16 protein-coding genes and 2 tRNA genes are annotated in these 25,310 nt (G+C 61.2%); 4 read left to right on the plus strand and 14 right to left on the minus strand.

Annotated elements, in window-relative coordinates:
- Positions 1 to 141: 141 nt before the first annotated feature.
- From DN745_RS14605 to DN745_RS14615, 3 genes are all read right to left on the minus strand, one after another.
- Positions 142 to 4,206, minus strand: coding sequence for a serine/threonine-protein kinase (locus tag DN745_RS14605; RefSeq protein WP_111335974.1), 4,065 nt, complete (start codon positions 4,204 to 4,206; stop codon positions 142 to 144).
- An 11-nt stretch (positions 4,207 to 4,217) separates the two neighbouring features.
- A complete protein-coding gene (locus DN745_RS14610; protein ID WP_133622015.1) occupies positions 4,218 to 4,835 on the minus strand; it encodes a hypothetical protein in 618 nt (205 codons plus the stop codon).
- A gap of 267 nt (positions 4,836 to 5,102) precedes the next feature.
- Positions 5,103 to 7,064, minus strand: a complete 1,962-nt coding sequence (locus DN745_RS14615; RefSeq protein WP_162687692.1) for a HEAT repeat domain-containing protein — start codon at positions 7,062 to 7,064, stop codon at positions 5,103 to 5,105.
- A 392-nt stretch (positions 7,065 to 7,456) separates the two neighbouring features.
- On the opposite strand from DN745_RS14615, the gene DN745_RS14620 reads away from it, so the two are divergent.
- Entirely contained in the window at positions 7,457 to 8,215 is a 759-nt protein-coding gene (locus DN745_RS14620; protein WP_111335979.1) for a YebC/PmpR family DNA-binding transcriptional regulator, read from the plus strand.
- A 16-nt stretch (positions 8,216 to 8,231) separates the two neighbouring features.
- On the opposite strand, the gene DN745_RS14625 is transcribed toward DN745_RS14620, so the two are convergent.
- The 5 genes from DN745_RS14625 to DN745_RS19385 all read right to left on the minus strand — a co-directional run bounded on the left by DN745_RS14625 (position 8,232) and on the right by DN745_RS19385 (position 16,109).
- Entirely contained in the window at positions 8,232 to 9,905 is a 1,674-nt protein-coding gene (locus tag DN745_RS14625) for an Ig-like domain-containing protein (RefSeq protein WP_162687693.1), read from the minus strand.
- 454 nt (positions 9,906 to 10,359) lie between these two features.
- Positions 10,360 to 11,208, minus strand: coding sequence for an SDR family oxidoreductase (locus tag DN745_RS14630; protein WP_111335982.1), 849 nt, complete (start codon positions 11,206 to 11,208; stop codon positions 10,360 to 10,362).
- Between the two features lie 85 nt (positions 11,209 to 11,293).
- Entirely contained in the window at positions 11,294 to 13,663 is a 2,370-nt protein-coding gene (locus DN745_RS14635) for a transglycosylase domain-containing protein (RefSeq protein ID WP_133622013.1), read from the minus strand.
- Entirely contained in the window at positions 13,660 to 15,921 is a 2,262-nt protein-coding gene (locus DN745_RS14640) for a helicase-associated domain-containing protein (RefSeq protein WP_111335985.1), read from the minus strand. The genes DN745_RS14635 and DN745_RS14640 overlap by 4 nt, the downstream gene beginning before the upstream one ends.
- 44 nt (positions 15,922 to 15,965) lie before the next feature.
- Positions 15,966 to 16,109, minus strand: a complete 144-nt coding sequence (locus tag DN745_RS19385) for a hypothetical protein (protein ID WP_162687694.1) — start codon at positions 16,107 to 16,109, stop codon at positions 15,966 to 15,968.
- A gap of 729 nt (positions 16,110 to 16,838) precedes the next feature.
- Here DN745_RS19385 and DN745_RS14650 point away from each other — a divergent pair.
- A complete protein-coding gene (locus DN745_RS14650; protein WP_133622012.1) occupies positions 16,839 to 17,993 on the plus strand; it encodes a hypothetical protein in 1,155 nt (384 codons plus the stop codon).
- A gap of 262 nt (positions 17,994 to 18,255) precedes the next feature.
- Here DN745_RS14650 and DN745_RS14655 read toward each other — a convergent pair.
- The 4 genes from DN745_RS14655 to DN745_RS14670 form a co-directional block, all read right to left on the minus strand.
- Positions 18,256 to 18,327 (minus strand) — tRNA-Val (locus DN745_RS14655).
- A gap of 122 nt (positions 18,328 to 18,449) precedes the next feature.
- Positions 18,450 to 18,521 (minus strand) — tRNA-Val (locus DN745_RS14660).
- Positions 18,522 to 18,608: 87 nt separating this feature from the next.
- Positions 18,609 to 19,142: a DUF2505 family protein gene (locus tag DN745_RS14665; RefSeq protein WP_111335990.1), complete on the minus strand. Its 534-nt coding sequence runs from the start codon at positions 19,140 to 19,142 to the stop codon at positions 18,609 to 18,611.
- Positions 19,143 to 19,420: 278 nt separating this feature from the next.
- Positions 19,421 to 20,602 carry an FIST signal transduction protein gene (locus DN745_RS14670; protein ID WP_111335991.1) on the minus strand — a complete coding sequence of 394 codons (1,182 nt, stop codon included), beginning with the start codon at positions 20,600 to 20,602 and terminating at the stop codon, positions 19,421 to 19,423.
- 394 nt (positions 20,603 to 20,996) lie between these two features.
- Between DN745_RS14670 and DN745_RS14675 the strand changes: the two genes are divergently transcribed.
- Complete coding sequence (locus DN745_RS14675; RefSeq protein ID WP_111335992.1) at positions 20,997 to 22,442, plus strand: aspartate aminotransferase family protein; 1,446 nt, start codon at positions 20,997 to 20,999, stop codon at positions 22,440 to 22,442.
- A 211-nt stretch (positions 22,443 to 22,653) separates the two neighbouring features.
- Positions 22,654 to 23,112 (plus strand): NUDIX hydrolase, encoded by a 459-nt coding sequence (locus DN745_RS14680; protein ID WP_162687695.1) that lies wholly within the window; start codon positions 22,654 to 22,656, stop codon positions 23,110 to 23,112.
- Positions 23,113 to 23,143: 31 nt separating this feature from the next.
- Here the strand turns inward: DN745_RS14680 and DN745_RS14685 are convergent, their stop codons facing one another.
- Together DN745_RS14685 and thiI are read right to left on the minus strand one after the other, a co-directional pair.
- Positions 23,144 to 23,743 (minus strand): hypothetical protein, encoded by a 600-nt coding sequence (locus DN745_RS14685; RefSeq protein ID WP_111335994.1) that lies wholly within the window; start codon positions 23,741 to 23,743, stop codon positions 23,144 to 23,146.
- Between the two features lie 33 nt (positions 23,744 to 23,776).
- The gene (gene thiI, locus DN745_RS14690; protein WP_162687696.1) at positions 23,777 to 25,264 is read right to left on the minus strand and encodes a tRNA uracil 4-sulfurtransferase ThiI; all 1,488 of its coding nucleotides are present in this window, start codon (positions 25,262 to 25,264) and stop codon (positions 23,777 to 23,779) included.
- Positions 25,265 to 25,310 lie beyond the last annotated feature (46 nt).

The raw sequence follows: 25,310 nt of genomic DNA on the forward strand, positions 1-25,310 counted from the left end.
TACTGCTCCGAAAAGAAGAATAACCCCGCGAAAACTCAACGTTCCCGGGTCACGCTCGAAGCTAAGCACTTGTTTTGTTGAATACAGAAAATCGGTCATTGAGGGGCAAATTCACGGCACGCCCCCCCGACCGCACGACGCCTAACCCAACGCCTGTTTCAAGCGCTTGATGTGGATGGAGAGTTCCGCGAGGCCCTCGTACCAGCCGATCTCCTCGGCGATGGCGCGGGCGCGGGTGAAGAAGGTTTTGCTGGCCTCCAGGTCGTTGGCCTGCAGGGCGGTGATGCCCTGGTTGGTGAGGATGCGGCTTTGATTGAGCAGGTCGCCCACGCCCTGGGCAGCCTTGCAGGCGTTGTCGAAATAGACCTGGGCGCGCTTGACGTCGCGCATGCCCAGGCAGAGCGCGCCGAGGTTCGACAGGATCCGGGCCAGGCCGCGGTGGTCCGAGATGTGCTGGGCGCGCTGAAGCGAAGCGTTGAGAAATTTCTGCGCCTTTTGGAAGTCTTTTTGCCGGATAAATAGCGTGCCGAGCTGATTATACGCGGTCCAATAGAGTTTGCGCTCGTCCGGGTTCGACAGGTCGAGCTGGCCAAGCGCTTCGACCTTCTCGGGGACCGTCATCAGCACGTCGGCGGCGCGGCCGAGTTGGTTCTGCTTCTCAAAGAGCTGCGCCTGGGCCAACAGCGCGCGCACCTCGGTCTTGAGGTCGCCGGTCTCCACCGCGGCCAGGCGCAACTTCTCAAGCGCGACCTGGCTTTGTTCCATGCCGCCGGACTCCATCGTCGTGAGGCCGACCTCGTAGAGCAGCGCCGCGCGCACGCCCGGCTCCAGCGCGTCAACATCGCCCAGCCCATCGACCACGCGCTGGGCGTCTTCGATGCGCCCCGACTCGCGCAGCGCCACCAGAAGACGCGTCTGCACCGACACCCGGACTTCGGAATTCGCCGCGACATTGGCCTGCTTGAGCAGGTCGAGCGCGTCTTCGAAATGCGCGATCGCGCCGGCGTAATCATAGAGGTCGAGCAAGCCCGCCCCGCCCTCGCCCAGATAATACGCCGCGCCTTCGAAGCCGCCCACGGAACGATAATGAAAGGCGAGCATCAACGGGATATCGATGGGGTCGACGGCCGCGATCTCGGGGGCGCTCTCCAGGAATTCAATGACGCGGGTATGAATCTCGACGCGCGCCTTGTCGGGCAGGCGGTCGTAGACGAGCTTTCGCAGCGCGCGCGGCTCAAACGCCAGGCTCACCCGCCCGACGGCGTCGTATTGCGCGACGATCATCTGGTGCTCAACGAGCACCGCGAGGTTCTCGCGCGGGTTAAGATGCGAGGGCGTGATCTGGAAGAACCAGGCCTCGCCGAAGCTCTCGCCGAGCACGGAGGCCAGCCGAAGCAGGTCGCGCAGCTCTTCGTCGAGCTCGTCAACGCGCGCCGCCAGCAGCTCGTGCAGGCTCTGCGGCACGCCGGCGCCGGCGAGCAATTCGGCGTTCATCAGCCCTTCTTGGCCGCGGTTGCGCCGAATCGAGCGCACCAATTCGTGCAAGAAGACCGGGTTGCCGCTCGAGCGCATCTGGAGTTGCTCGACCACCGCGATCGGCGGGGTCTGCCCGAGGATCTGCGCCACAAATTGGCGCGACTCTTCGCGGGTAAACCCGCGCACTTCGAGGATGTCGAGGCTGCCCGGCAGGCCGTGGTCACGGGTCGCCGCCGAGATGCGCCGGCTCACCACGATCATCACAGGCAGCTTGCGAGTGCGCGCCAGGAGCGCGTCCAAAAACTCGATCATCGGCGGGTCTTCGACCGGAATATCGTCGACAGCCAGGAGCACCGGGCCGGTCTTGAGCGCAAAGCGCAGCAATTTATGGAGCAAGGCGGCGCTAAAATGCGAGAACTCCTGCTGCGAGGTCCACGGCAGATTCTGCGCCTGGGCGGCGGCATCGGCGTCGAGCGGGCCTTCGCGAAGATAGAGCGCGACCACCGCTTCGACATGCTGCGTGAGCCCCAGGCTGCGACATGCCTTCTGGAGCAACTCGGCCGGCGCCCGGTAGGTCTGGGCGATCTGGCGAATCCACACGCGCACCGCCGAGAGGCTCTGGGCGCGCGGTTGGTCGGCGGCGCTTACGAAAAAGGCCTGCCATTTCTTGGGCTTGGTGCCCTCGGCGCCGGCGATCTTCGTATCCTGGCGCGACTCCACAAATTTCGTCAGGAATTTTGTCTTGCCCACGCCCATCTCACCGAGCAGCGCCACCCCGGCCCCGTGGCCTTTTTGCACGTCGGCGGCGACGCGCGACAGGGACTCAAAGAGTTGAACCCGCGGCACATACAGGTCGAGCTGGTCGAGCTCGGTCGGCTGGCCGGCGTCCCCGATGGTGTCGCGGCTTATTTTGAGGACCTCGCTGACCTCTTTACCGCCGACGAGCCGCGCCTCATCGAAGCGCACCCGGCCGCGCGTGGTCTCGGCGAGGCTTTCATCGGCCAACACCACCGCCTCTCGCGACGCGCCAGAGACCGCGACCGCCCGGTCAATCGCCTCGCCGTAGGCATGCGAGCCTTCGGCGCGCGACAGCGAGACTTCGCCGTAGACCAGGCCAAAGCCCAGGTGGTCGGCGCCGTGAGGCAGTTGGCGCATCGTCTTCTGCAATTGAAGCGCACATTCTACGGCACGATAGTTATCGCCAACATGGGCGCGCCTCGCCCCAAAGAGGATGACGAAAGTACCGCCCAAAAAGCTGTCGATTTCGCCGCCAAAATGCGCGACGATCTGGCGAATCGCGGCCTTTTCGACGTTGCTTCGCCGGGCGATCTCGCTGGCGTCGACGCCATCTTTAACCCGCGAGCGCTGCCGCACCGCGAGCACCGCGACTTTGCGCTTTTCGCCGAGCAGGCTGCCCTTTAACTCTTCGACGCTGAAGGTCTGGTCGAGCACCGAGGTGCCCGAGGCGACGTGGGTGCCGGAGCGGCTCGGGTCGCCGAAATTTCCCGAACGCGTATACAGCGCGCCAATCCCGGAGTCGCCGATGCCCGTCGGTCCCGAGCGCGAAATCCGGTGCGGCGCGGAGCCCGAGAGATTCCCCGACTCATCGCGCACCAGACCGCTCTCGGCCAGCGATCCGCTGCGCCGCCCGGTCAGGCTCGGCCCCGGGACCGCCCCGGCCGGGGCGCCGCTGGGGTTCTCCTCGAACCAGCGCGCTGCTTTTTGGAGGGCGCTGCGCATCTCGGCGGCGGAGCCAAAGCGGTCGTTGAGGTTTCGCTCCATCGCCTTCATCACGATGCGGTCCAGGAGCACAGGGACCCCGGGGACCAGCGACGACGGCGGCTGCACCGGCATCTGCATGACGCGCCCGATGATGCTCACCGCCTCCTTATCGTGGAAGACCCGCTTGCGCGTGAGCATCTCGTACAAGATGACCCCCAGCGACCAGAGGTCGCTTCGCCCGTCGAGATCCTTGCGCATGATCTGCTCGGGACTCATATAGTCGAAGGTCCCGACGATATTGCCCTGCTGGGTGTACGGGCCGGCCTTCATGCCGGTCTCTTTGACCTTGGCGATGCCGAAGTCGAGCACCTTGGCGAAGTCATTTTGCCCGGCGACCTGCTCGACCATGATATTGGCCGGCTTCAGGTCGCAGTGGACGATGCCAGCGGCGTGGGCGCTCTCCAGGGCGCTGAGCACCTGAATGGCGATCTCACAGATGCGCAGCGGTTGAATCGGGAACTCTTTTTTGATGACGCGTTCGAGGGTCTGGCCGGGCAGATACTCCATCACCAAAAAGAGCGCGTCGGTCGCGGCGTCTTTGCCGTAATCGAGCACGCTGATGATGTTGGGGTGGCGAAGCATATTGATCGCCTTCACCTCGCGCATAAAATAATGCTCGCCCTCCGGATTGGTCTCGCTGGGTTTGAGGATTTTGATGGCGACTTTGCGCTCAAGCGGGAATTGCGTCGCCTGATACACGTTGCCCATGCCGCCTTCGCCGATCTTGCGCTCAAGGCGATAATTGCCGTTGAGCATCGTCCCGATCAGCGGGTCGGGCTTTTTGCTCTTGCCCTTCTTCTTGCCAGCCGCCGCGCCGTCGCCCTTCTTGGCGACCTGGGACTCGCGCAAGGACACCGAGCGCGCCTGCGCGTCGTCAGGCGCGACTTCGCCCTCTTCCAGCGGCTGCAGATTACCACTGAGATCTGGAATATTGTTTTCGTCGCTCATGCCCGGGAAGCCTAGTCAGCTTTTGGTTTCATCAATTCGGCGATGATCGCTTCGCGCTTCTCGCGCTGCTCCGCGACCAAATCCTCGACGGTTTGCTGGAGCGCCGACTCATTATGACCGAGCCAACCCAGCGAATTCTCTATACTTTTGGAGGTCTCAGACTCCATCAGCATAATATGCCATTGTTCGGATTTTTTGTCGCGGTCCAACAGATAGACTTGCTTCGCGCGGGTCGAAATTCGCGCGGCAGTGCTGTCCTTATTGACCTCCAACTCGTCGATATCGGTGCCGATGCGAATCGCCTCATCCTCGGCGAATTTCTGGGACTGAAAGAGCTTCAAAAACAGGCCCTTTCCGTCTTTCACCTCGTCGAGCAAGACCGCGCCGGATTGCTGGCGCGCGATGCGGTGGTCGGTAAGGGGCAAAAATTGCTCGATGGTCTCGTCCATCTCTACCAGATGCTCGTAGCGATCCTGGAAATAGACGTGGGTGGCCTGGTCGCTATACTTCCACACGCCTTCGCCGTCGCCGGCCAAGAGCGCGTCGCGGAAGAGATAATACGCGCCGTCGGGCTCGGTCGGGTCGAGCTCAGAACTACACCCGGGGGCCCAGGCGAGCATCATAAGCATCGTCAGCGCCCACAGGGCTGCGCGCGCGGCGCGACGCCGGTTCTTTGAGCCAAATTTCGCACAAGCGCTCGCGACGGTTTTCACCGCGGCGGGCGCGCGTTTCACAGTGTTTTGAGGATTCAATTCAGACGCTCAGCACAAGGTAAATCAAAAAATTTCACACTTGAAAACACTACTATCTCCCACCGGATATGTAAACTAATGGCGCTCGAGGAGCGCGTCCTCAACCGGTGCCCCCCCGGAGGCCCGGGGCGAGCGCGATTTGGACTATTTCAGGGTCGACAGCTCCGCGGGAATCGGCGGCGCCCCCAGGCGTTTCCAGCGCCGCTCAAACCATCGGCGCCAATAGAAATTAGCGTCCTCCTTCGACCAAGACAGGCTCGCGGGCTCGCGCTTTGACAGCCGCATCAAAATGCGCTGCGCGTTATAGCTGAGGTGGTCATCGTCGGCGACCGCCCGGCACAGGTCCCACACCTCGCGCACGCTGAGGCGCTCGACCGAATAGCCGGCCGCGCGAAACCCACCGGCGAGCCACTCATCGCGCCCCATCGCGCGGTGCTCGGCGTACCAATTTTGCCACAGCTCGGCGATCTCAGCCGGCGTAAGCTCCTCGCCCTCGACCTTTTGCGCCTCGGCACGCTGCAGCACCTCCCCGGGCGAGACGACCGCGCGCTCACGAATCGAAGCGCCGTCGGCGTCGGGCGTTTGGGCGCGCGGGACCATCCGATAATTGGTCAGGATCCGCAGCGCGCTCAACGCGCTTTGGCGCACGCCGTCATGCTCCGAGTTCAGCATCGCGATGAGCGCCGGCACCGGACGCGCGCTCTCGGTATAGACGAGCGCCTGGGCGACAAAGATCCGCGCGTCGGTCATCTCGGCGCCGGTGACCTGCGCCGCGTCAGGCATCCCGCTGGGAAGTTGAATCGGGCGCGCGACGCCCAGCGCGGCCACCAACGCGTCGACCGCATCGCGGTCGGCGATGCTCCCAAGCGCGCTGATCATCTCGACCAGCGCCTGGGGGTCTTCTTCGGCGACGAGCTGCTTTGCCAGGGCATCAGAGCCGACCCCAAACTCCCCGAGCGCGCGCGCCGCGGCGGCGCGCACCCGCGCGTCCGAATCGGCGAGCGCCCCAATCACCGCGTCCCGCTCTCCGCTGGCGTCGAGCATATGCAGGCGACGCACCGCCGCCAGGCGCACGTCAGCCTCGGCGTCGCCCGTCAACTTGGCCGCCTTCTTGATAATATTTCGACGCGCTCCGGCGTGGGACTTATACCCGCGGACCTTGCGACCCACGTCCACACAGCCGGACTCGGCGTCGGTCTTCGAGCAGTAGATCCGAAGATGAAAATGATTGTCGTGGGGCAGCGCGCCGCCCGGCTGGTGCAGCAGCACACTCGCCTTCTGAACCACGTCGCGCTTGGCGCCCTGCTTTCGCGCCTCCTTGAGCAAGATTCGCTTCAGCGGATTGGAGATGAAGATATATTGCAGGGTCGCCGAATCGGCTTGAATCAACCCCTCGACCAACGCCCAATTGCGGGGCGCGTCGAAATAATAATGCTGGATTTCGCCATCTTCTCCGACCACCTCGGCGTAGCCATTTGCGTCCAGAGAGACGAGGTTATCCGGCGTGGCAGGCTGCCCCTCCGAGTCCAACACAAAGAACCCCAGATCGGCATCTCGCCCCGAATTATGCGAGAAAGAATAGGGGATATCACCGCCACCCTCGGCGCTGAAATTCCCCAGCGGAACCACAGACTCCGGGAACTTCTTAACCACATGCGCCCCGGCCTGCTCCACCAGGGCGAGCATCGCGTCGGAGGTAAAGTTTAACCCGCGCGTATGTTGCACCCGGAGCTGCTGCAGGTAGGGGTGCGGCTGCGGGATGCGGCGCGCGTTCGCCAGCCAGCCGTGTGTGACGCTGCCCACCGAGCGACTTTCGCTCGACGACTCCTCCGGGAGCAGCGGAAAATCTGGCGAGCGTGTGCCGATGTCCGGCATCGTCCAATGCTCCTCTGAGGCCGGGGGCGGCCCGATAAAGGGCGGCGGCTGGGGGGGCGGGATAAGCTCGGGAGCAGGCTTCGCCTCGGCGCTTAGCCCACCTTCGACGGCCGGAATGCTTGACGTGGTTGCGCAGGCTGCCCAAGAAAAAGGCAGCCCAACGAAGGCGAACGCAGCCAAAAGAACGGGCCATCGCGTCGGCATCAGGGCCCGCGGGGTACGCGTTTCCATGTCGGATTTTTCCTCAGGCATGCTCATATATGAATTAGCAGCGCCAAAAAACGGGGGGTGGGATGACTTATCTTCGACGCCGTCGCGGGGCGACGGCGCCACCAGGTAGGAATCGACGGAGCGTCGATAGAATCTCCTAGCATCATCGACCGGGGTTTTGATAATTCTAGCGAAGCCCTTGAAATTAAACAACAAAGACAGAATGATAGAAGCCCCGAGCGCACCAAGCCAACAAGCAACGCCGGCGAGAATTCCAATAATTTGGCATATCGCGGGCAAAAAAAACACAGCATCTTCGCCGTCAGACCCGATAAAACCCTTGAGTCGATGGCCTTATCGTTCTAAAAGCAGCGGGTATTAAATCACCGCAATCACCGACCAAGAGGTGGCAAATGGCTGGACATAGTAAATGGGCGAATATTAAGCATAAAAAGGGCCGCGAAGACGCAAAGCGCGGCAAAATTTTCAGCAAATTGGTCAAAAAAATCACCGCGGCGGCGCGGCGCGGTGGTGGCGATATCGACGTCAATAACGAGCTTCGGCTGTATGTCGATAAGGCCAAAGCCGCGAATATGCCCAAAGACAATATCGAGCGCGCCATCAAGAAGGGCACCGGCGAGCTTGAGGGCGTCTCCTATGACGCGTTCAACTACGAGGGTTACGGCCCCGGCGGCGTCGCGATTTATCTGACCGGCGCGACCGACAACCGCAACCGAATCGTCGCCGATTTGCGCCATCACTTTAACAAAAACAATGGCAACCTGGGCGAAGACGGCTGCGTCAACTGGATGTTCAAGGACCGCGGCATCTTCAGCATCAGCGAAGACCAGATCGAGGACGTCGACGAGCTGATGATGTTCGCGCTGGAGAACGGCGCGGTCGACGTCGAGCACGAAGACGGCGTGGTCACCATCCTATGCGAGTACAGCGACTTCATGGCGCTTCGCGGCGCGCTTGAGGAAGCCGGCTATAACGAGTTCATCACCGACGAGCTCACCAAATTGGCCGACGTCTTCGTCACCCCGGACGTCGACATCGCGCGCCAAAACCTGCGCCTCTTCGAGATCCTCGAGGACGAAGACGACGTCGAGAACGTGTACCACAACCTCGAGTTGAGCGACGAAGTCGCCGCGGAGCTCGCGGCGGAATAAGTGCGCGTCGGCCTGGCTAAAATGTATGAATCCGCTGCGCCACCGGCTCGCATGTCCTGGGATAGCTGGGGTCTTCCGTATGCCGAGGGAGACCCCAACACCAGATATCGCCGCCTTCGGTCAATACACAGTTAATGCTCTGGGTTTCCCAATCTTGCGGAATCCCTTCGACCGGTTGTTGCGGCTGAAAATATGGATCCGGCAAAGTTCCGCTCGTCGCAGAATGTCGCCCGAGCTTGCAGCCCGCATTATTACCCCAACATCGAATCTCGTGATCAACGGTCACACCACAAAAGCCGTCATAGAGTTCGCTGATATCTACGATGGGAATATCCCAGGCGGTTCGTTCAGGCACATCATGTATTCTGGCCGCGCCCGGATCAATCGGTTGCCCAAACTCGCCACGTATGCTCTTCCCCCAGCACCAAATCTGCTGCTGGGTATCAACCCCACAAATGGCAGCACCGCCGCCAAAATTTGGTGCCGCCGCAAGCGACGTAAATACACTCGGCGCGGCGACCGCCACAAAGTCGTCTTGGTTGACGCGTCCGCCATTGCCCAATTCCCCCTTCACTCCCTGCCCCATGCAATGCCAGGTTCGCTCTTTTCGGGTCTGCGCACATAGCGACTGGCCCGACATAATAAACTGACTGAATTGACGCGCATCCATCAGCACCGGTATTGATGAATAACTCGCATCATCCGCGCCTGGAATTGGAAGACTACTTTTTATTGAGAGATTTCCCCAACAAAATAGCGCTCCGTCGAAGGTAAGCCCACAGGTCGTGGTGCTCCCCACCCCCAAGGTTTCGAATCGAAGTTCTGTATTGACCGCAGTTGGCGACTCAATACGTGCCGTAAAACGGTCTCCACCGAGCCTCTGATAAGTATTATTCCCCCAACAATAAGCGCGATCGTCCATCGAGAGCGCACAAAAATGCTCTTCGCCGAATTTTTGTCGATACACGGATTTGAAACGAATATCACCGTCGACTTCAACAGGTTTAAACACTGGTATCGACAACCCCTCGGTAATCTGCTCCGAATCACCAGGGCCCATCGAATACAATTTTCCATCGGTGGAGACAGCTAGGCAGTCGTACGCCGAGCAATCCAGCGCATCAAATTTTAGTTCGACCCGAAATTGCGCCTGCGCCTCTAGCTCTCCCAGCCGCGCTTGAATTCTCACCTCGCCGGGTTCGAGCCCGACGAGACTCCCCTGGGCGTCGATACTTGCGGTCTCGGGGGCATCGCTCTGCCAATCAACCTGCAGATTTCTAAATTTTGTATTATCCCCGGTATAACCTTTAACGTTTAGCGCCAGGCGTTCGCCGACACCGATCTCTTCTTGCGCCGGGAAGATTTCGATGCGCTCGATCACATCGATCGGCAGCACCGTCACCTCGACCGACTCCTCAGCATCCCCGCTGGTTGCTAAAAGATTCGTCTCGCCGGCCTCGAGCGCGCTGAGCAACCCCGACTCATCCACCGCCGCGACCTGTGTGTCTTCGATACGCCAGGTAACGATCTGATCTTCGAGTTGGTGCCCTTCGGCGTCATACGCCCGAAAAGTCATCGGGATGGCCTGCAGTTCGACGGCTTCCACTGGGTTGGGTGAAACGACCAATATGGCAGCCCGCGTCGGCTCGTATGTATCCGCCTCAACAGCATCGTGCACCGAGTCAGGCATCGAGTCCTGCGTGGCCGCGTCGGGATTTATTCTATTAGTGCCCTTATCCGACGAACAGGCAGTGCCGAATAGCGCTTGACATACTAACAGACACGGAACGGCATACAAAAAACGAAAAATATGTCTCTTATGCCCCATAATCCTTCTCAAATTAGTCGTTACTATATTCACAAAACGAAAGAAGCGTTCAGTGAGCAATTACTACAGCGTGAGCGGAAGTTGAGGAGCATTTGGGGCGGCCTGATTAAATCTTATTGCCCTGGAAGTGGGCTTGCACCAGGTAGGGACGCCGTCAGTTTAGGCTCACAATATAGTAAGATATACCCATAATTGGATATCAAACCGCTCGCATTAAAGACGCAGAAAGGAAGGCATTATTTTGAGGTGCTAGACACTCAGATAGCAGCAAGGCCGGGTCGAATATCTCGACCCGGCCTTGCCCTTTGTCTATAGTCTATTCCGCCTTGAATTTCGGGTCGAAGATCATCGCCGACAGCGGCGGCGGCTCGTGCCCCTCAACGATCTGGTATTTCGAGAAGTCGGTGACCCCCGCCTCGCGCAGGACGTCTTCGTCGTAGAAGGCGTTGCCGGTGCAGGTGCGCGGCTCGCGGGTCACGATCTCAAGGACCGTGTCACTCAGGATATAGGGGGAGCGCCAGGTCTCAGGGGTGCCCAGGTTGAAGTGGATGGTCGCCTGGGTCTGGATGGCGGCGACCGGCCAGAAGGCGTTGACGCCGATGTTATGCTCGCGCATCTCTTCGGCCAGCGACTGCGCCAAAAAGGTCATGCCGAGCTTGGAGAGCGCGTAGGCGGCCTTATTCGGGGCGCGGTCGATCGCGATGGGCGGCGAGGCCATCAGGATATGGCCGTAATTGCGCTCGATCATATGCGGCAGCGCATAATAGCTGCAGGCGTAGGCGGCGCGGGCGTTGATGCCCATCATCAGGTCGAAACGCTTGGGCGGGGTCTGGAGCGCCGGCTTCATATTGATCGCGCCGGCGTTGTTGATCAGGATATCCAGGCGCCCCCACTTGTCGATCGTCTGGTTGATGGCCGACTCAATCTGATCGTCGTAGCGCACGTCAAGCTTGAGCGGCAGCGCCTCGGCCCCGGCGGCTTCGACGTCCGCGGCGGTGGTATGAATCGTGCCCGGCAGCTGCGGATGCGGCTCGTCGGTCTTGCCGGTGACCACGATATTGCAGCCCTCTTTGGCCAGCGCGATGGCGATGTCGCGGCCAATCCCGCGGGTCGAACCGGTGATAAAGGCAACCTGGCCTTCGAGTCTCTTCGCTGAGTTCCCCATAATTTTCTCTCCCTTCAAATCAGTTCATTGATCGGAATAATCACTCAACTGCATTGAGCCCTGCGTCTGCGCAACAGCCCACGCCTTACGGACATCTCGGCGCGCCCCCGGGGGCGTTGGAATCATCGGCACAGATCGTCAATTGCAAGTCGCCGATGCGCCCGGCCTTCGCCTCGGCGTAGAGCTCGGTATATTCGGGCGGCGTGATAATTTTCATGAAGCGCAGATTCGACAGTATATGCTCAATCTTCTCCAGACGCGAGGAGGCAAGATAACCGTTGAGCACCTGGCGCCCGAAGATCGACGGGCCGGGCAAAATCGCGCCGAGCAGCGCGGTCTGCGCGATGCTCAACTCCTCGGCGGGCACCTTAAAATAGCGCTGCGCCGCGGCGCGAATCCCCTGAAACCCCGGCCCCCACTCGACCATATTGACGTAGAGCTCCAGGATGCGCTCCTTGCTCAACTCCCGCTCAAGCCGCCAGGTGACGTAGGCCTCCTGGAGCTTTCGGGCCAGGGTGCGCTCGCGGTCCAAAAACAGGTTTTTGGAGAGCTGCTGGCTCAGCGTCGAGCCGCCGCGCTTGAGCGCGCCCTGCTCGATATTAAAGGCAATCGCGCGGCGAAGCCCCGCCCAGTCGAATCCCTCATGCTTAAAAAACTTGGCGTCTTCGGCCGCGGCGAGCACCAGGGGAACCCGCATCGGCAACGCCTCATAATCCACCCAATCCTCGAGCGCGATCGCATTCACCAGCGTGCCCGGCAGGTCGATGGAGGGCGGCCCGGTGCCCGCCAGCACCAGGACATCGGCGCGGCGCGAGTCTCCCAGCACCGACACATCGCCCTCAAAGCCCACCGACAACGCGATGTCCGCGGGGAATCGCGTATGCCCGGAGGTCGCGATCTCGAAGCCAAATTCGCCCTCAAAATTGCTCCCGCGCGCGAGCTTGCTCAGCGACAGCGGCATCGCGTCGCGCAGCGCCTGCGGATGAAGATTCTCGGCGGCCAATGAGATATCGAAGATGAACCCCGCCCCGGCGTCCACCGCGTAGCCATCCAGGCGCACCGGTCCCGCCTGGCCTAGCGTCGCCGCACCGCGGTTCACGCTGAGCGTGCGCGCCATCGGCTGAAAAAGGGCGTCCAGCTCAAGGCCGAGCTGCGCGAACTCCAGCGGCTCATCGTTGACCAGCGGCAGCGACACGACGAGGTCACGCGAGTCCACGTCGAGCGAGAACTCGACCAGGTCCAGCGCCGGCTCATAGCTGAGCTCGACCTCGCCGGAATGCACCCCGCGCGCCACCGCGTGGCCGAGCCCCAGGGTCTTGGACGCCGGCGCGCTCTGAAAGTCTTTGAGCAAAATATGGCTGGTCAACACCCCCCAGGTCGAGGACCAATTCGCGCTAAATGACGCCACGCCCGACTGACCGTCCTCAACCTCGCCCTGCACAATCGTGGTCCGCGCAAGGGCGTCGTATTGCAACTCGAAATTCGCGAGTTCGTAGGGAAAAACCACGCTGCCTTCACCGTCGACCACGGACACCGTGGCGAGGTTCAGGCGGACCTCATTTTTCCCGGCGCTCAGCGACATTAAATCCGAGCGCGCCCGAACGCCATGGCCGGCCGCGAACTCAACTTCCTTGAGCGCGAAGACCGCCGGCGAGCATTGGGGGCATAGGGTCATCGACTCGGTCGACACCGCGAAGGGCAAGTGAATATTGAACCAGCGGTCGATCCGGGTGGGCTCGCGCGGCTGAATCAGATAGGTGGCCGCCTCGTTGCCTGCGTCCGCAACTTCCTTAATCGCAAAGGAGGTCCCATCGGGCATCTGGCCGTAGGCGTGGCGAAACTCGACCGGGGTCGGGCGGCCGGGGGCGATCAAAAAATCGGCGCGCTGCACCCACAGAGGGCGCTGCATCGCCGGCAGCGGCGCGAAGTCCACGCTCATCCGAACATCGTGCACGATGGTCAACAACGGCAGCGGCGCGCTGGGCTTTGCGGGCTTCGACGCCGGGGGCGTTTCTTGTGATTTAGTCGATTTGGCGGGGGTGGCCGAAGTTGACTCGGGCGGCGGCTCAGGGGTGCGCGCTGCCACGCCGGGTTGGCGCGTCAGGCGGATATCGCCGCCGTGGACCTCAACCTCACCGGGGTAGACCTCGCCACGGGTAAAGAGCGCCTGCATCGAGACGCGCACGTCGACCTCGTCGAGGTCGGCTTCGAGCAAATAATCACCGCGGCGCGCTCGGACTTCGACGCCCTCAAAGCGCAGACCGGTGAGCCCCAGGGGTTGATAGGTTTTGACCCGCAGGTTCACCCGATGGCGCCGGGCAAAACGCTCCATTTCGGCGGCGACAAGGTCGCCGCCGAGGACCGGAAGGCGCGCGGCATAGCCGGCGAGCATGGCCAACGCCAAAAGCCCCACGCAAAGCGCCATCGTCAGGCGCGTCGGCACACCAAGACTCACTCGCTCAGGTTGATCCCGAGCTCATCTAATAACTCATTGAGTTCTTCTTCATGCCCGCGTTTGATCGCGAAAGCCGTCTCGCCCAGGCGGCGCTCGATCAGCGGCTCGCACTCAGGGATATCGACGAAGCGGTCGGCGATCTGCTTATTCTGCAGCACGATGACGGTGACCTCGCGCGAGATAATCGCCTCGAGCGGCTTGTCGAGCAGGCCGCGAAATTTGAGCTCCTGAGCCGGCGGCAAGCCGCCTTCTGTGCGCGGGCCGAAGAACTCGCGCACGCCTTTGAGCGGGTTGTCGGGCCAGCGGGCGCGAATCTTGTCGACATTAAGCTCATAGAAGCGCTGGCGAGCGGTGCTATCCTCGAGGCGATCCGCGATCTTCTCAAGCTCGCTGAGCGTGACGATATCGGTCTCCATCGGGTCGATCATGACCTCGAGGATGTCGACGAAATACACGCTCGGCGGGATCTCGCCCAGGTAATCAATCAGCAGGCCATCCTGCTGCTCGACCAGCTTCTCGAGTCCGGGCGGATGGTCACAGGCCAAGAAGGCGGACTCCGGCCCAAGACGATACGATTGAAAGGTATCATTGCCCTTGTCGTCTCGCTGCGCGTGGCGCAACTGACCGAGCAAAAGGTCGAGCTTATCGGGGTCCGGATGACGCACCAGCACGCCGTTTGCGAAGAGCTGCAGCTTGCGATGCACGCGCTCCCAATCGCGGATTTGGAAGGCCACCGAGTCGGGCACCGGAGCGTGGCTATAGGTGCCCAGCGTGGTGACGATCTCATCGGCCGTCAGGCCCATGCCCAACCCGCGCTGAACGCTCTCGGCGCTGAGGTGGAAGTTCGCGACGCGCTCGGACAATTTGGTGCGCTGGCCGACCTCATAGAGGCGGTAGACAACCTCAAGCGGCGCCGGGTCCAAAAAGAGCATCACCTCGAAGTTCGGCTGCACGACCATGCACCCATGCTGCTCGGCGTTGGGGTCTTTGGCGTTCGGGTCTTTCTCGACCTTCATCCCGAGGAATTGCGCGCCCCGCGGGGTCACGCGCATCATCTCGACCTGGTCATCGCTATAACCGAATTCGATCACGCCCAGCCAGATCAAGCCGTGGCGAAGCACCGCGTCGATATGACGGCGCGGATCTACCGGCGGCTCAACCTTGCTGAGCGCGCGCGGCAGGTAATTTTTATCGAGCTGCTCGCAGAGATCGATCATCGCCTTGACGGCCGTCCACTGCGTCACACGGGCACGCTTAAGCACCGACAGGACGTAGCCACGCGCGCCGATCAGCGGCTCACCGGTCGGCTCGAATTGCGAGAAATGGCGCTCGGAGTCGGCGGGTCCGCCCGCGCGCGACAGCGAGAGGCTCTCGATCTCACTCCAATATTTCAGGCCGCGGAAGGCCGCCGACAATTGGCGGTTGCGCGCCTCTACCTTGGCAAGGAAGAACTCTTCGGTCTGCTTGACCGACCCGGCGATCGACTGGTCACGCGTCTCAACGAAGCCCAACTCGAGGCTAAGCGCGAGCAAAAAGGTCAGATAATCGAGCTGGAAGACATCATTAAGGTCGAGCGAATCCCCGGCCTCACCGGCCTGTTGGGACGCGGCGGGATCTTCGGGGCTCACCGTGATCGGGAAGCTGATGCCGCGACCAAATCGCGCGAGACTTCGCCGATTGGGCGTGCCGTCAATATTGAGGCGCAGCGTTTCCTGCTGAAGCTGGCTGGCGAGGTGGAGCAGGTTGAGCTCCAGGGTGTCGATGCTGGTGGTGTCAAGCAGTTGAATATCGCCCGACCAGGCATCGATCGCCTCGGGCCCGAGCATCTCGGCCTCGTCGCTGAGCAGCTCTTTGAGCGGCACCGGCAGCGCGAGATCACGCTGCAAAAAGGAGTCCATTTCGAGCAGGGCTTCGATGTCCAGCTCGCTCTCGCCCGGGTTGGGCAGCGGGATCAGCAATAGCTCTTCCACCAGCGCACGAAGCACCGGGTCGGTGTCCCCAAACCCGCGCAGCAGCAGGTCGCGTCGCAGATTCTCACCGCGCATGCGCCCACCGCTGGCGGCGACCTGGCTCATGGTGACGCGCTGCAATTTGGTCACCTTGGCCAACCGCTCCTTGGACACCTCGGGCTTATTCACCTGGGCGGCGACCACGTCATAATCGCTCTCGGGCGCGACGCCCCAGGTCTCGGCCAAGAATCGCTTCGAAGAGAGGCTATAACCACGCTCGAAGAGCCGGTGCAACTCGTCGGTCTCCAAAGGACCGCCGACGGTTCCCCGCGATCTATCTGTTCGTTGTCCTCTCACGCGGACTCCTCTTTACTATCGGGTTGACTTGAGTCGGAAGACTCGGCGGCTTCGGCGGCCAGGCGTTCGGCCTCGGCCTGGGCGGCCTGCTCCTCAAAATAATTGGGGCTGATGATATCCCCGACTAATTTTGGAAACATGCCACGCTCCTGAAGAGCCTGGCGAATGGGCTGGAGCTGATACGCAGGGGCGACAATCGCTCGCCCACCGATACGTTGGATATCCAGGTCGCTGATGTCGATTGAAATCAGCGTTTCCTCAAGTATCGCTGCGTTTTCGCAGACCATAAGGGCTACGCCACGATGAATGATCGACTTTGCATCGGATGCCACAGGGGGACCTCGCGGTGGGATGAGCGCAGGCGAGGCGACGAAAATAGCTGCCCGCACAGGTTGACGCAGAATAGTTTTTTAGGCCCTAAAATGTCAACCAAGCCCATAAAAGATTGTTCCCTGTTGCGGCTGGCGCTCAGCGAACGCCGGCGAAGCATGCCTGGGCGCCCTGCGGATACCGCGAGAAAATTAGGATTCAAATTCCGACAGTGTTGCAACTGAAGGCAAATTCCGGCATATACACTGGCTTGAATGGCTTCGATTCGGGAAGTTGGCTCTAGGAGGTGCCACCGGAATCGAAGGTTTTTGATTCTTACCGTCTTCGAAAATATCTGCACCCTGCCAAGCTCTTGGCCATTTATTTGAATTCGTCCTGAGAATCTGGAACCATAGCATCTCGTTCAGGCGATTCTGCTGAACAGTCTATTTCATAAAACCTCCCCTTTATTTATTTTGGAGCATTTGAAGATGAAACTTTCGACCTTAGTAAACGCAACCGGCCGAGCCCGCTTCTTGGCGCTGCTTATCACCCTCCTTATGGCATTCAGTGTCGTCGCCTGTGGTGATGACGATAAGCCGGCGGACAACAACAACAACACCGCTGACGTCGTCGACGAAGACACCACCAGCGATCCGGACACCACCACCGAGCCCGACACCACCGAGCCCGACACCACCGAGCCCGATACCACCGAGCCCGACACCGGCAGCAACGACACGCCCGTTCCGGATCACAGCGACAAGAGCACCGAGGGTTCGACCTGCGAAGAACTCGCCACCTGCCAAGACTTGTGTGAGCCGACCGATACCGGTTGCAATGACACATGCGTCAACGCCGCCTCCGAACTCGCCCTCGCGCAGATGAACGACGTCATCCAGTGCGTCACCGACAACTGCTCGGGCGCTGCCGATCAGCTCGCATGCATCAATGAGTATTGCTTCAGCATCTTCACCGCATGCTTCACTACGGCCGACGGCGTCTGCCTTGCGGACTGCGATGCCACCAACCCGAACGACCCGGTTTGCGGCACCGAGAATCAGTGCGTCGCAATTGGCCAGGGCGGCGCATGCGCCGGTGAGGGCGGCACGATCCCTGCGGGCGCTGGCGAATGCTACGGCGGCGTTGGTTGCGCTACCGGCGAAAGCTGCTACGGCGTCACCGGCGGCGGCGGCTCCGGTCAAACCGACTGCAGCCTCTTCCCCGACAATAGTGCCCCCTGCACCACCGAAGGTGAAACATGCTACCGCACCGGCAACGGTGACGATACCGCTTGCTTCCCCTACGATGACACTGCAGCAATTGGCAGCGAATGCACGGCTCCGAACCACTGCAACATCAACCAGCTCTGCATGGGCTCGGGCGATGTCGGCACCTGCGAGCAGGCCTGTGACACCTCGAACCCGACCACCTGTGGCGAAGGCGAAGGTTGCGCTCCGCTCAGCGGCGGTGGCGAAAACCTCGGCATCTGCATCACCTTCAACGCCGACGCCGAAATCGGCGCGCCTTGCCAAGGTCCTGAACAGTGCAGCGAAGTCCAAGCTTGCCTGTATGACGACAACACTCAAACCACGGCATCTTGCCAGCAGCTTTGCGATACCACCGAGACCGAGAGCAGCTGCCCGGAAGCCCACTCCTGCGAGTCGCTGAACATCGAAGGAGAGCCGACCCTCGGCACATGCAACCCGGTCTAATTGAGCGAAACGCTGCAGCATGAGCGGCTCACGCAACGTGTTTAGCGCCATCTCTCATCGGCGCTAAACACATCGCAAAAAAGAAGCCCCTATCTTCACAGATAGGGGCTTCTTTTTGTCATCAGCGATGCATCGGCTGCCGAGTCCGCTCCGAGTTGCGTCGCAACGAACAAGCCAACGACGATAGCCCGGGCCAGGCAAACCCATCTCCCAAACGCAAAAAAACCTCGCAAGCCAGATGGCCTGCGAGGGTTTCTCGATATGGGCGTGACAGGATTTGAACCTGTGACTTCCACCGTGTCGGGGTGGCACTCTTCCGCTGAGTTACACGCCCCAGCGACGGACCTTATACATAGCAATTCGGGGTTTGGCAATGGCTTTTTTCAAGCCTGCGGGCCAGGCTCCTTAAACGCTAAAAACCCCCGCGAGCCATCTGGCCGGCGGGGGTTTTTGATATGGGCGTGACAGGATTTGAACCTGTGACTTCCACCGTGTCGGGGTGGCACTCTTCCGCTGAGTTACACGCCCCAGCGAGATGCGTTTATATAGAGCGCATCTCGCTTTGGCAAGGAGAAATTTGCCAATTGGGCAAGATATTTTCAAATCACCGCGCGATCAGTCCTGAGCGGCGAAATATTTCTCGATTCCGCGGTTCACGTCCTTGAGATTCGGCGTGATCATCTTGACCACGAACTTCTCAACCGCGCTGCCGACCTTGCCGGCGATCAAACGCGGCACGCCAGGAATCTTGCTCGCGTCCACCCCGAGCACGCCGTCGATGACGATGCCGGTGCTGTCGCCGTCCTCTGAATAGCGATTTACGCCCTTGGCGGTGATGGCGTCGGTCAAAAAGCCAACCTCCATCTCCCACTCACAGCTGAAGTCATTGGGGTTCCAGGTCGCGGTGTCGGTCCACTGAAGCATCTCGGGTTTGATGAATTTACGGGCCGCGCTGGGAATCTCTTCCGGCCGCGCGCGCCAAACGCGCACGATGCGGGTGCGGCCGTCATCGAGATCTTCGCGACTCTCGGTCACGATCGACTCGATATCGGGCAAAAACTCGTCCAGCTCGTCGAGCTTGTCGCGAAAGGTCGCGAATACAACGTCTCGTGGCGAGCTAACCGAATCTTGAACACTAATTTTTGCCATCGTGATACTCCCTGAAGCATATGAATAAAAAAATTTGGACTCACGCAAAACCATCTCCGCCCTCAACGCTCGAGGCGCCCCTTAACCGAAGCGCTCGTACCAGGCGTGCCGATATTGGCATAATCCGCGAGATAACAGAATTCAAAAAGAACGCGCCGACACCACAATAAACACCGGCGTCGACTGCAAGAGGCTACCCGAAGTTACGATCTCCGTCATCCGGCCCCCGAAGAAATTATTGAGTGAGCGCTCACCCCATTCCGGCGCGACACGAGCGCTTACCTGGCGCTGCCAAACGCGACGCCGGCCATGGAGTGGTTCAGGTGCATCGTGGCGAATTGCTCGCCGTTGCTATTGAGCCCGCATACCGGCCCCTGGCACAGCGCGGTGGCCAGCGCATCCACGTGCCCGGTTGAGCTCGCCTCAATATGCCTGAATCGGCAATTGACGATGAGCAGCGCGTCGAGGGAAGGCGTCGGCGTGGACGCCGCGCTGACACGCTCAACCACCCCTTCGATGCAGCGATGCGACGACGCCACCAGGTCCTGAGCGTCCAGGATATGCAGAATCTGGCCGGCCTGGACGGTATTGGCGACCCTTAGACTTCCGTCGGGGCTAAGCTGACCAATCGAGATAGGGAAAGGTTGCCCGCGGAACCGATACCCGAGCGGGTGGGTCGCCAACACCGAGGAGGTGACCTCCTCGGGCGCCAATCCGAGGGCTTCGGCATAGGCTTCGAGCGCCGATTTGCCGTCGAGCTGTACAATATGGCGCCCGTCGCGTCGCACCCGCGTCACCTCAAGGCGCCGAGGCGTCATGGCGACATGGGTATTGTGAAACGCCTCGAAAGGTCCATCGTATTCGAGCAAGATCGTGACCGCCGCATCCCGGTACACCCGCCCATCATGGACCAATCGCGCGCCTGCGATATTGCCGTCGTCCGCCAGCGTCGCGCCGACCAGGTTCACCCGGGGCGCGGCGTTCATAAAGAACGGCGTGAGCAGATCTTCTTTTCCGGACTGCCCGTTAAACAGAAAGAGCCAGAGATGGCGCTTGGGGTGCAGCTCGCTCTTCTTTCGCCCGATGCCCCGGCAGAGCTTGCCGGGAAGGTGCACCACCGGAATCAACGACAGCTCTTTGAGTTGCGGGAGCAACTCCACCGACGCGCGCACCCCGCTGCCATGGAAGCTGATCCCGGTCATCGTATTGGCGGCGAACCCCGCGCTGTTGATCTCCCCGGCGGTGGTCCCCGCGACCCCGCGCGCCCCGGTCACCGGCTCGAGCGTGTGCGCGATCACCTGGTCGTCGTGGCAGGCCCCGTAAAAAATCAGCGTCAACGCGGCGTTGGCCGCGTCAAGCTCATCGAGGATCTCGTCGATCGCCACTTGCGTGTCGGGATGTGCGTTGCTCGCGACCTGAACCGAAGCCGATCCTAGTTGCTCAGCGACCGGCCGCTTCATGGCTGTATATCTCGCATAGGTTTGCACTTTTCAACTCGCCAAAATTGCGACGCCCTTCCCGCGTTCAATACGCAAGCGGAGTGTCGATGGAGTGTCCAGGCAGCCGCGCTTACGTCACGCGCCAATAGGCGGTAAAGAGTTCACCGGATCTAACAAGCGTCCTGATATTATTATTCGTTTATCCGGCATGGAGACTAACAATGTCAAGACAAGCACTTCATTTCATTTATTTCGCGGCCGATTTCTGCCGATCTTGATGGCCGCCGGGAGGTCGGCTAGGCTCCGCATAATTGGCGAGCAACCCCGCCTCTCCCCCACCCAATCTCAGGGCCTAGGTAGCGCGCGTTTCGGCGCGCTCGAGCGGGCAGAAATCCTCCAGCAATAGAGAACAACGATGCCTGAATCTAATCGCGAAAACGCCGACTTTGGCCAAGCCCAACCTCGCCTCGTGACGCCGGTGCCCGGCCCCAAATCCGTGGCGATGGTCAGCGAGTTGGCGCGCACCGAGTGCCCGGCCATCACCGCACGCCGCGCGCGCCGTCAGCGCGAAAGCGGCGTCGGACAGGACCCGATCGTGTGGGAGCGCTCCCTGGGCGCAAATATCGAGGACGTCGACGGCAACGTCTATGTCGACCTCACCGGCGCCTTCGCCGTGTGCGGACTCGGGCATAATCCGCCGGCGGTCGTCGACGCCGCGCGTGAGCAGGTCGGCCGGCTGACCCACGCGATGGGCGATGTCTACCCGAGCCGGGTGAAGATCGAATTGGGCGTGCTGCTCTCAAAGATCGCCCCGGGTGACCTCGACCAATCGATCTTTGGGCTCTCGGGGGGTGACGCGATTCAGGCGGCGCTTAAAACCGCCGCGGTCCACACCGGAAAGCCCGGCGTTATCGCCTTCTGGGGCGGCTACCACGGCCTGTCCTACGGCGCGCTGAGCGCCACGGCCTATCGCAAAGAATTCCGCGAACCCTTCCTCGGCCAACTTAACTCGACGATCCAACATATCCCCTACCCCGACCCCTACCGCCCGCCCTTCGGCATGCCGGTGGACACGCCGCCCGAGGCCATCTCGCGCGCCGTGCTCGCCCACCTTCGCCAGATGCTGGAGCACCCGGCCAGCGGGGCCGAGGGGCTCGGCGCGATCCTGGTCGAGCCCATCCAGGGGCGCGGCGGCGAGGTCGTGCCGCCGGCCGGGTTCCTGCAGGGATTGCGCGATATCTGCGATGAGTTCGGCCTGGTGCTGATCTTCGATGAGATCTTCACCGGCCTGGGGCGCACCGGCGACCTCTTCGCCTGCCAGCACGAGGGCGTCGTCCCCGACATTTTATGCGTCGGAAAATCGATGGGCGGCGGCTTCCCAATCTCGGCGGCCATCGGACGCCCCTCGGTGATGAACTCCTGGGGCGCGTCCTCCGGCGAAGCGATTCACACCTCGACCTTTTTGGGCAATCCGCTCGGCTGCGCGATGGCCAGCGCCGCGATCCGCACCCTGATCGCCGAAGACTGGCCCCAAAAGGTACAAAAACGCGGTGACGCATGGCTAAAAAAATTAGAGGCCCTTCGCCAGCGTTTTCCAAAGATGATCGGCGATGTGCGCGGGCGCGGGTTGATGCTCGGCATCGACCTGGTCAAAGACACCGACACCCACGAGCCGGCCGGGCACCTGGCGCTCGCGCTCACCGACTATTGTCGCCAACGCGGCTATCTGGTGCTGCCGTCGGGGATTCACGGCAATGTGCTCGCCCTTAGCCCGCCCTTCGTCATCACCGACGCCCAGGCCGACGGCTTCTTTGAGGCCCTCGCCGACGGGCTTGAGTCCCTTCAAACCACGGCGCCCTGAGCGCCCCGCCAACGCCCTCGCCGGTGCGCGTTTGAGCCCCATCGCGACGCGCACCGGGCCCCAGCAAACTTGACCTTTCGAAGCCTACACCGTACTCACAAGAGGTTAAGTTTAACCCCCAATCACCCGCATTTCTTTTTGTACTTATCTGCATATGTCAACCCATTTGGGCTCAACGCAAAACGAAGTAGAACACTCCTCCGGCGGCGTGTTGATTCGTCAATATCAGGGAGAGAACGAAATCTGCCTGGTCCAGATCCCTACGCGCGGCGGCAACCCGAGTTGGCGTCTTCCCAAAGGCGGCATCGAGGCCGGTGAGACCTCCGAGCAGGCCGCGCTGCGCGAGACCCGCGAAGAGACCGGCTGCCACGGGGAGGTCCTCTCCGAGCTCAGCCCCCTCGAATATTGGTATACCCGCCGCGATGACGACACCGGCGAGCGCATTCGGGTGCGCAAATTGGTCGACTTCTTCCTGATGAAATACACCCACGGCGACACCGGTGACCACGATCACGAGGTCGATGAGTCAAAGTGGTTCACGTTCTCACAGGCGCTTGAAACGATCAGCTACGACGCCGAGCGCCGCGTCTTCCAGGAGGCGATTCACGCCTGGGACGCGTATCTTTACCGCCAGAGCTTCGAAGAAGAAGGCGCCGGAACGAGCCTCTAACCCCCTAATATCTATACAGATTCAACGGAACTCAGCCGGCTTTTCGCTCAGCGTAGAGCAATACACGCGACGCCAGGGCGATGGGCATCGCCTCGTCGACCTCAAGCTCATGGTCCGACGGAAGCTCCTCGTATTGGGAGGCCTCCGCCCGCGTGATCTGGGTCTCCAGCACAAAGCGTTTACCCTGGCCCTCGACCTTTAGATACACAGTCGAGGGCGCGTCGGAGGGCTTGTCCTCCAGGGAGAGCCCGGGCGCCGCCACGATCTCATAGGTGGGCTGCTCAATCTCGAGCAGAACGCCCGCGTTCTCGCGCCAGCGAAAGAGCGCTTCACCCGCTAAAATCGCGCGGTGCACCTCCAACTCGACCATCCCCTGACGCACAAAAAACTTGCCCATCAGCCCCACCAAAATCGTCCAGGCGAGAACCACCAGGGCCGAGATAATCAACGCCTGAGTGGGCGCCTTTTTGACGCCCTCAAACGCGCTCCCCATCGCGAAGAGCACCACGCAAATACCGCCCAAGAACCCGCTCAGCACCGAATGCGTCCCGATCCAAACGAAGAGCCGCGCCAACGCGGTGGTGCGCGGTCTTTCGATGATCTTCTTATAGGCAAATTCGGTGCTGGTCATGCGTAGACTCGCTCAATAAGGAACCCGGTTGGTTCAGGCGGCCATCGTCTCGAGATGACGGCGAAGCGCGCGCGTGCCGCGGCGGAAGCTATGCGCCTTAAAGCCCATCTTGCGCATCATATCAGCCAGGAACGCGCTCTTAAGCCCGACGTCACACAGCAGCAAATAGGTCGCCTCTTTGGGCAGATACGCGACGTTGCCCACCGCGGTGTCAAAGTCCATCTCGACCGCGTCCGGGACTTTCCATTTCGAGCGCGCCGCGCTGGTGCGAAGGTCGATCATCACCGCCCCCTCGACCAGGGAGTCGACCTCGAGATCGGACTCGAGCATATCGGCGCCGCCGCGCATCTCGCAGACCTTCAGGGTCTTGCGATGCTCCACCAGCGACTCGAGCAGCTTGCGGCTCACCCGCTCTTCCTCGCGGTCGAGGCGCTTCGCGCTGCCGTTGGTGACCGGGCGACCGCCGTCAAGCGCGCAGAACTCGGGGACATCCGCCGAGAGGTCGTGGGTCCCGATGATTCGGGCCAGCGCGATGATATCTTCCTTATTGAGCCCCACCAGCGGGCGCAAAATCGGGGTCAGCACCGAGGTCTGGATCGCGGCCAGGTTCATCAGCGTTTGCGAGGACACCTGCCCCGCCGATTCGCCGGTGATCATCGCCGGATAGCCCTCTTCCTCGCAGATCATATGCGAGGCGCGCATCATCAGGCGCTTGAGCAACAGCTGCCAATAGCTGCCGCTGACGTTGTCTTTCATATCGGCGACGATCGGGCGCAAATCGACGATATGGAATTTGGCCTGGTAGCCGTTCGACCAACGCTCGCAGAGCATCTTGGTCACATCCCGAACGCCGCGCTCATGGGCCGGCCCGCCGAGGTTAAAGAAGATAAAGTCCAGGTCGATGCCGCGTTTCTGCATCATATACGCCGCGACCGCCGAGTCGAACCCCCCGCTCATCAGCGCCACCGCTTTGCCCTCCGAGCCCATCGGCAGACCGCCGGGCCCCACGAGCTCGTCGTCGAGGAAAAACACATTATTTTCGCGCACTTCCACGCCCACCACGACCTCGGGGTTATCGAGGTCGACCCCGGCGCTCTGGGCGTGCAGGCTCGACCCGAGCGCGCGCCCCAGGTCCATCGAGGCGAACGGAATATTGCCGCGGTTACCCACGCGTTTGCTGCGCACCGCGAACGTCTTTCCGACCACCTTCTCGCGATAGAGTCGCTCGCCAATTTCGACGATATCCTCCAGGGTCTCCCACGGATACGCGTAGGCCGGAATCACGCCCTGAATGCCGTAGACACGCGCCAAAATCTCGGGCGCGCGCGGGTCGTTGACCTCGACGTCCATGCGCGACCAATGCCGGATTAACTTATATTCGGTGATCCCCGCGTTCTCCAAAGCCATGCGGATATTGTGGAGGAGTCGGTCCTGAAAACGTCGACGAACTTGCGGGGATTTGATGCATAACTCGCCCGAGAGCCGAAGAATAATAGTGCGATATGTGTCCGTACTGACCACGATAAACTCCGCGTTGGATATATTGGGGGCGCAAAGATTGAAGGTA

The sequence above is a fragment of the Bradymonas sediminis genome (assembly GCF_003258315.1).
Classification (GTDB): Bacteria; Myxococcota_A; Bradymonadia; order Bradymonadales; family Bradymonadaceae; genus Bradymonas; species Bradymonas sediminis.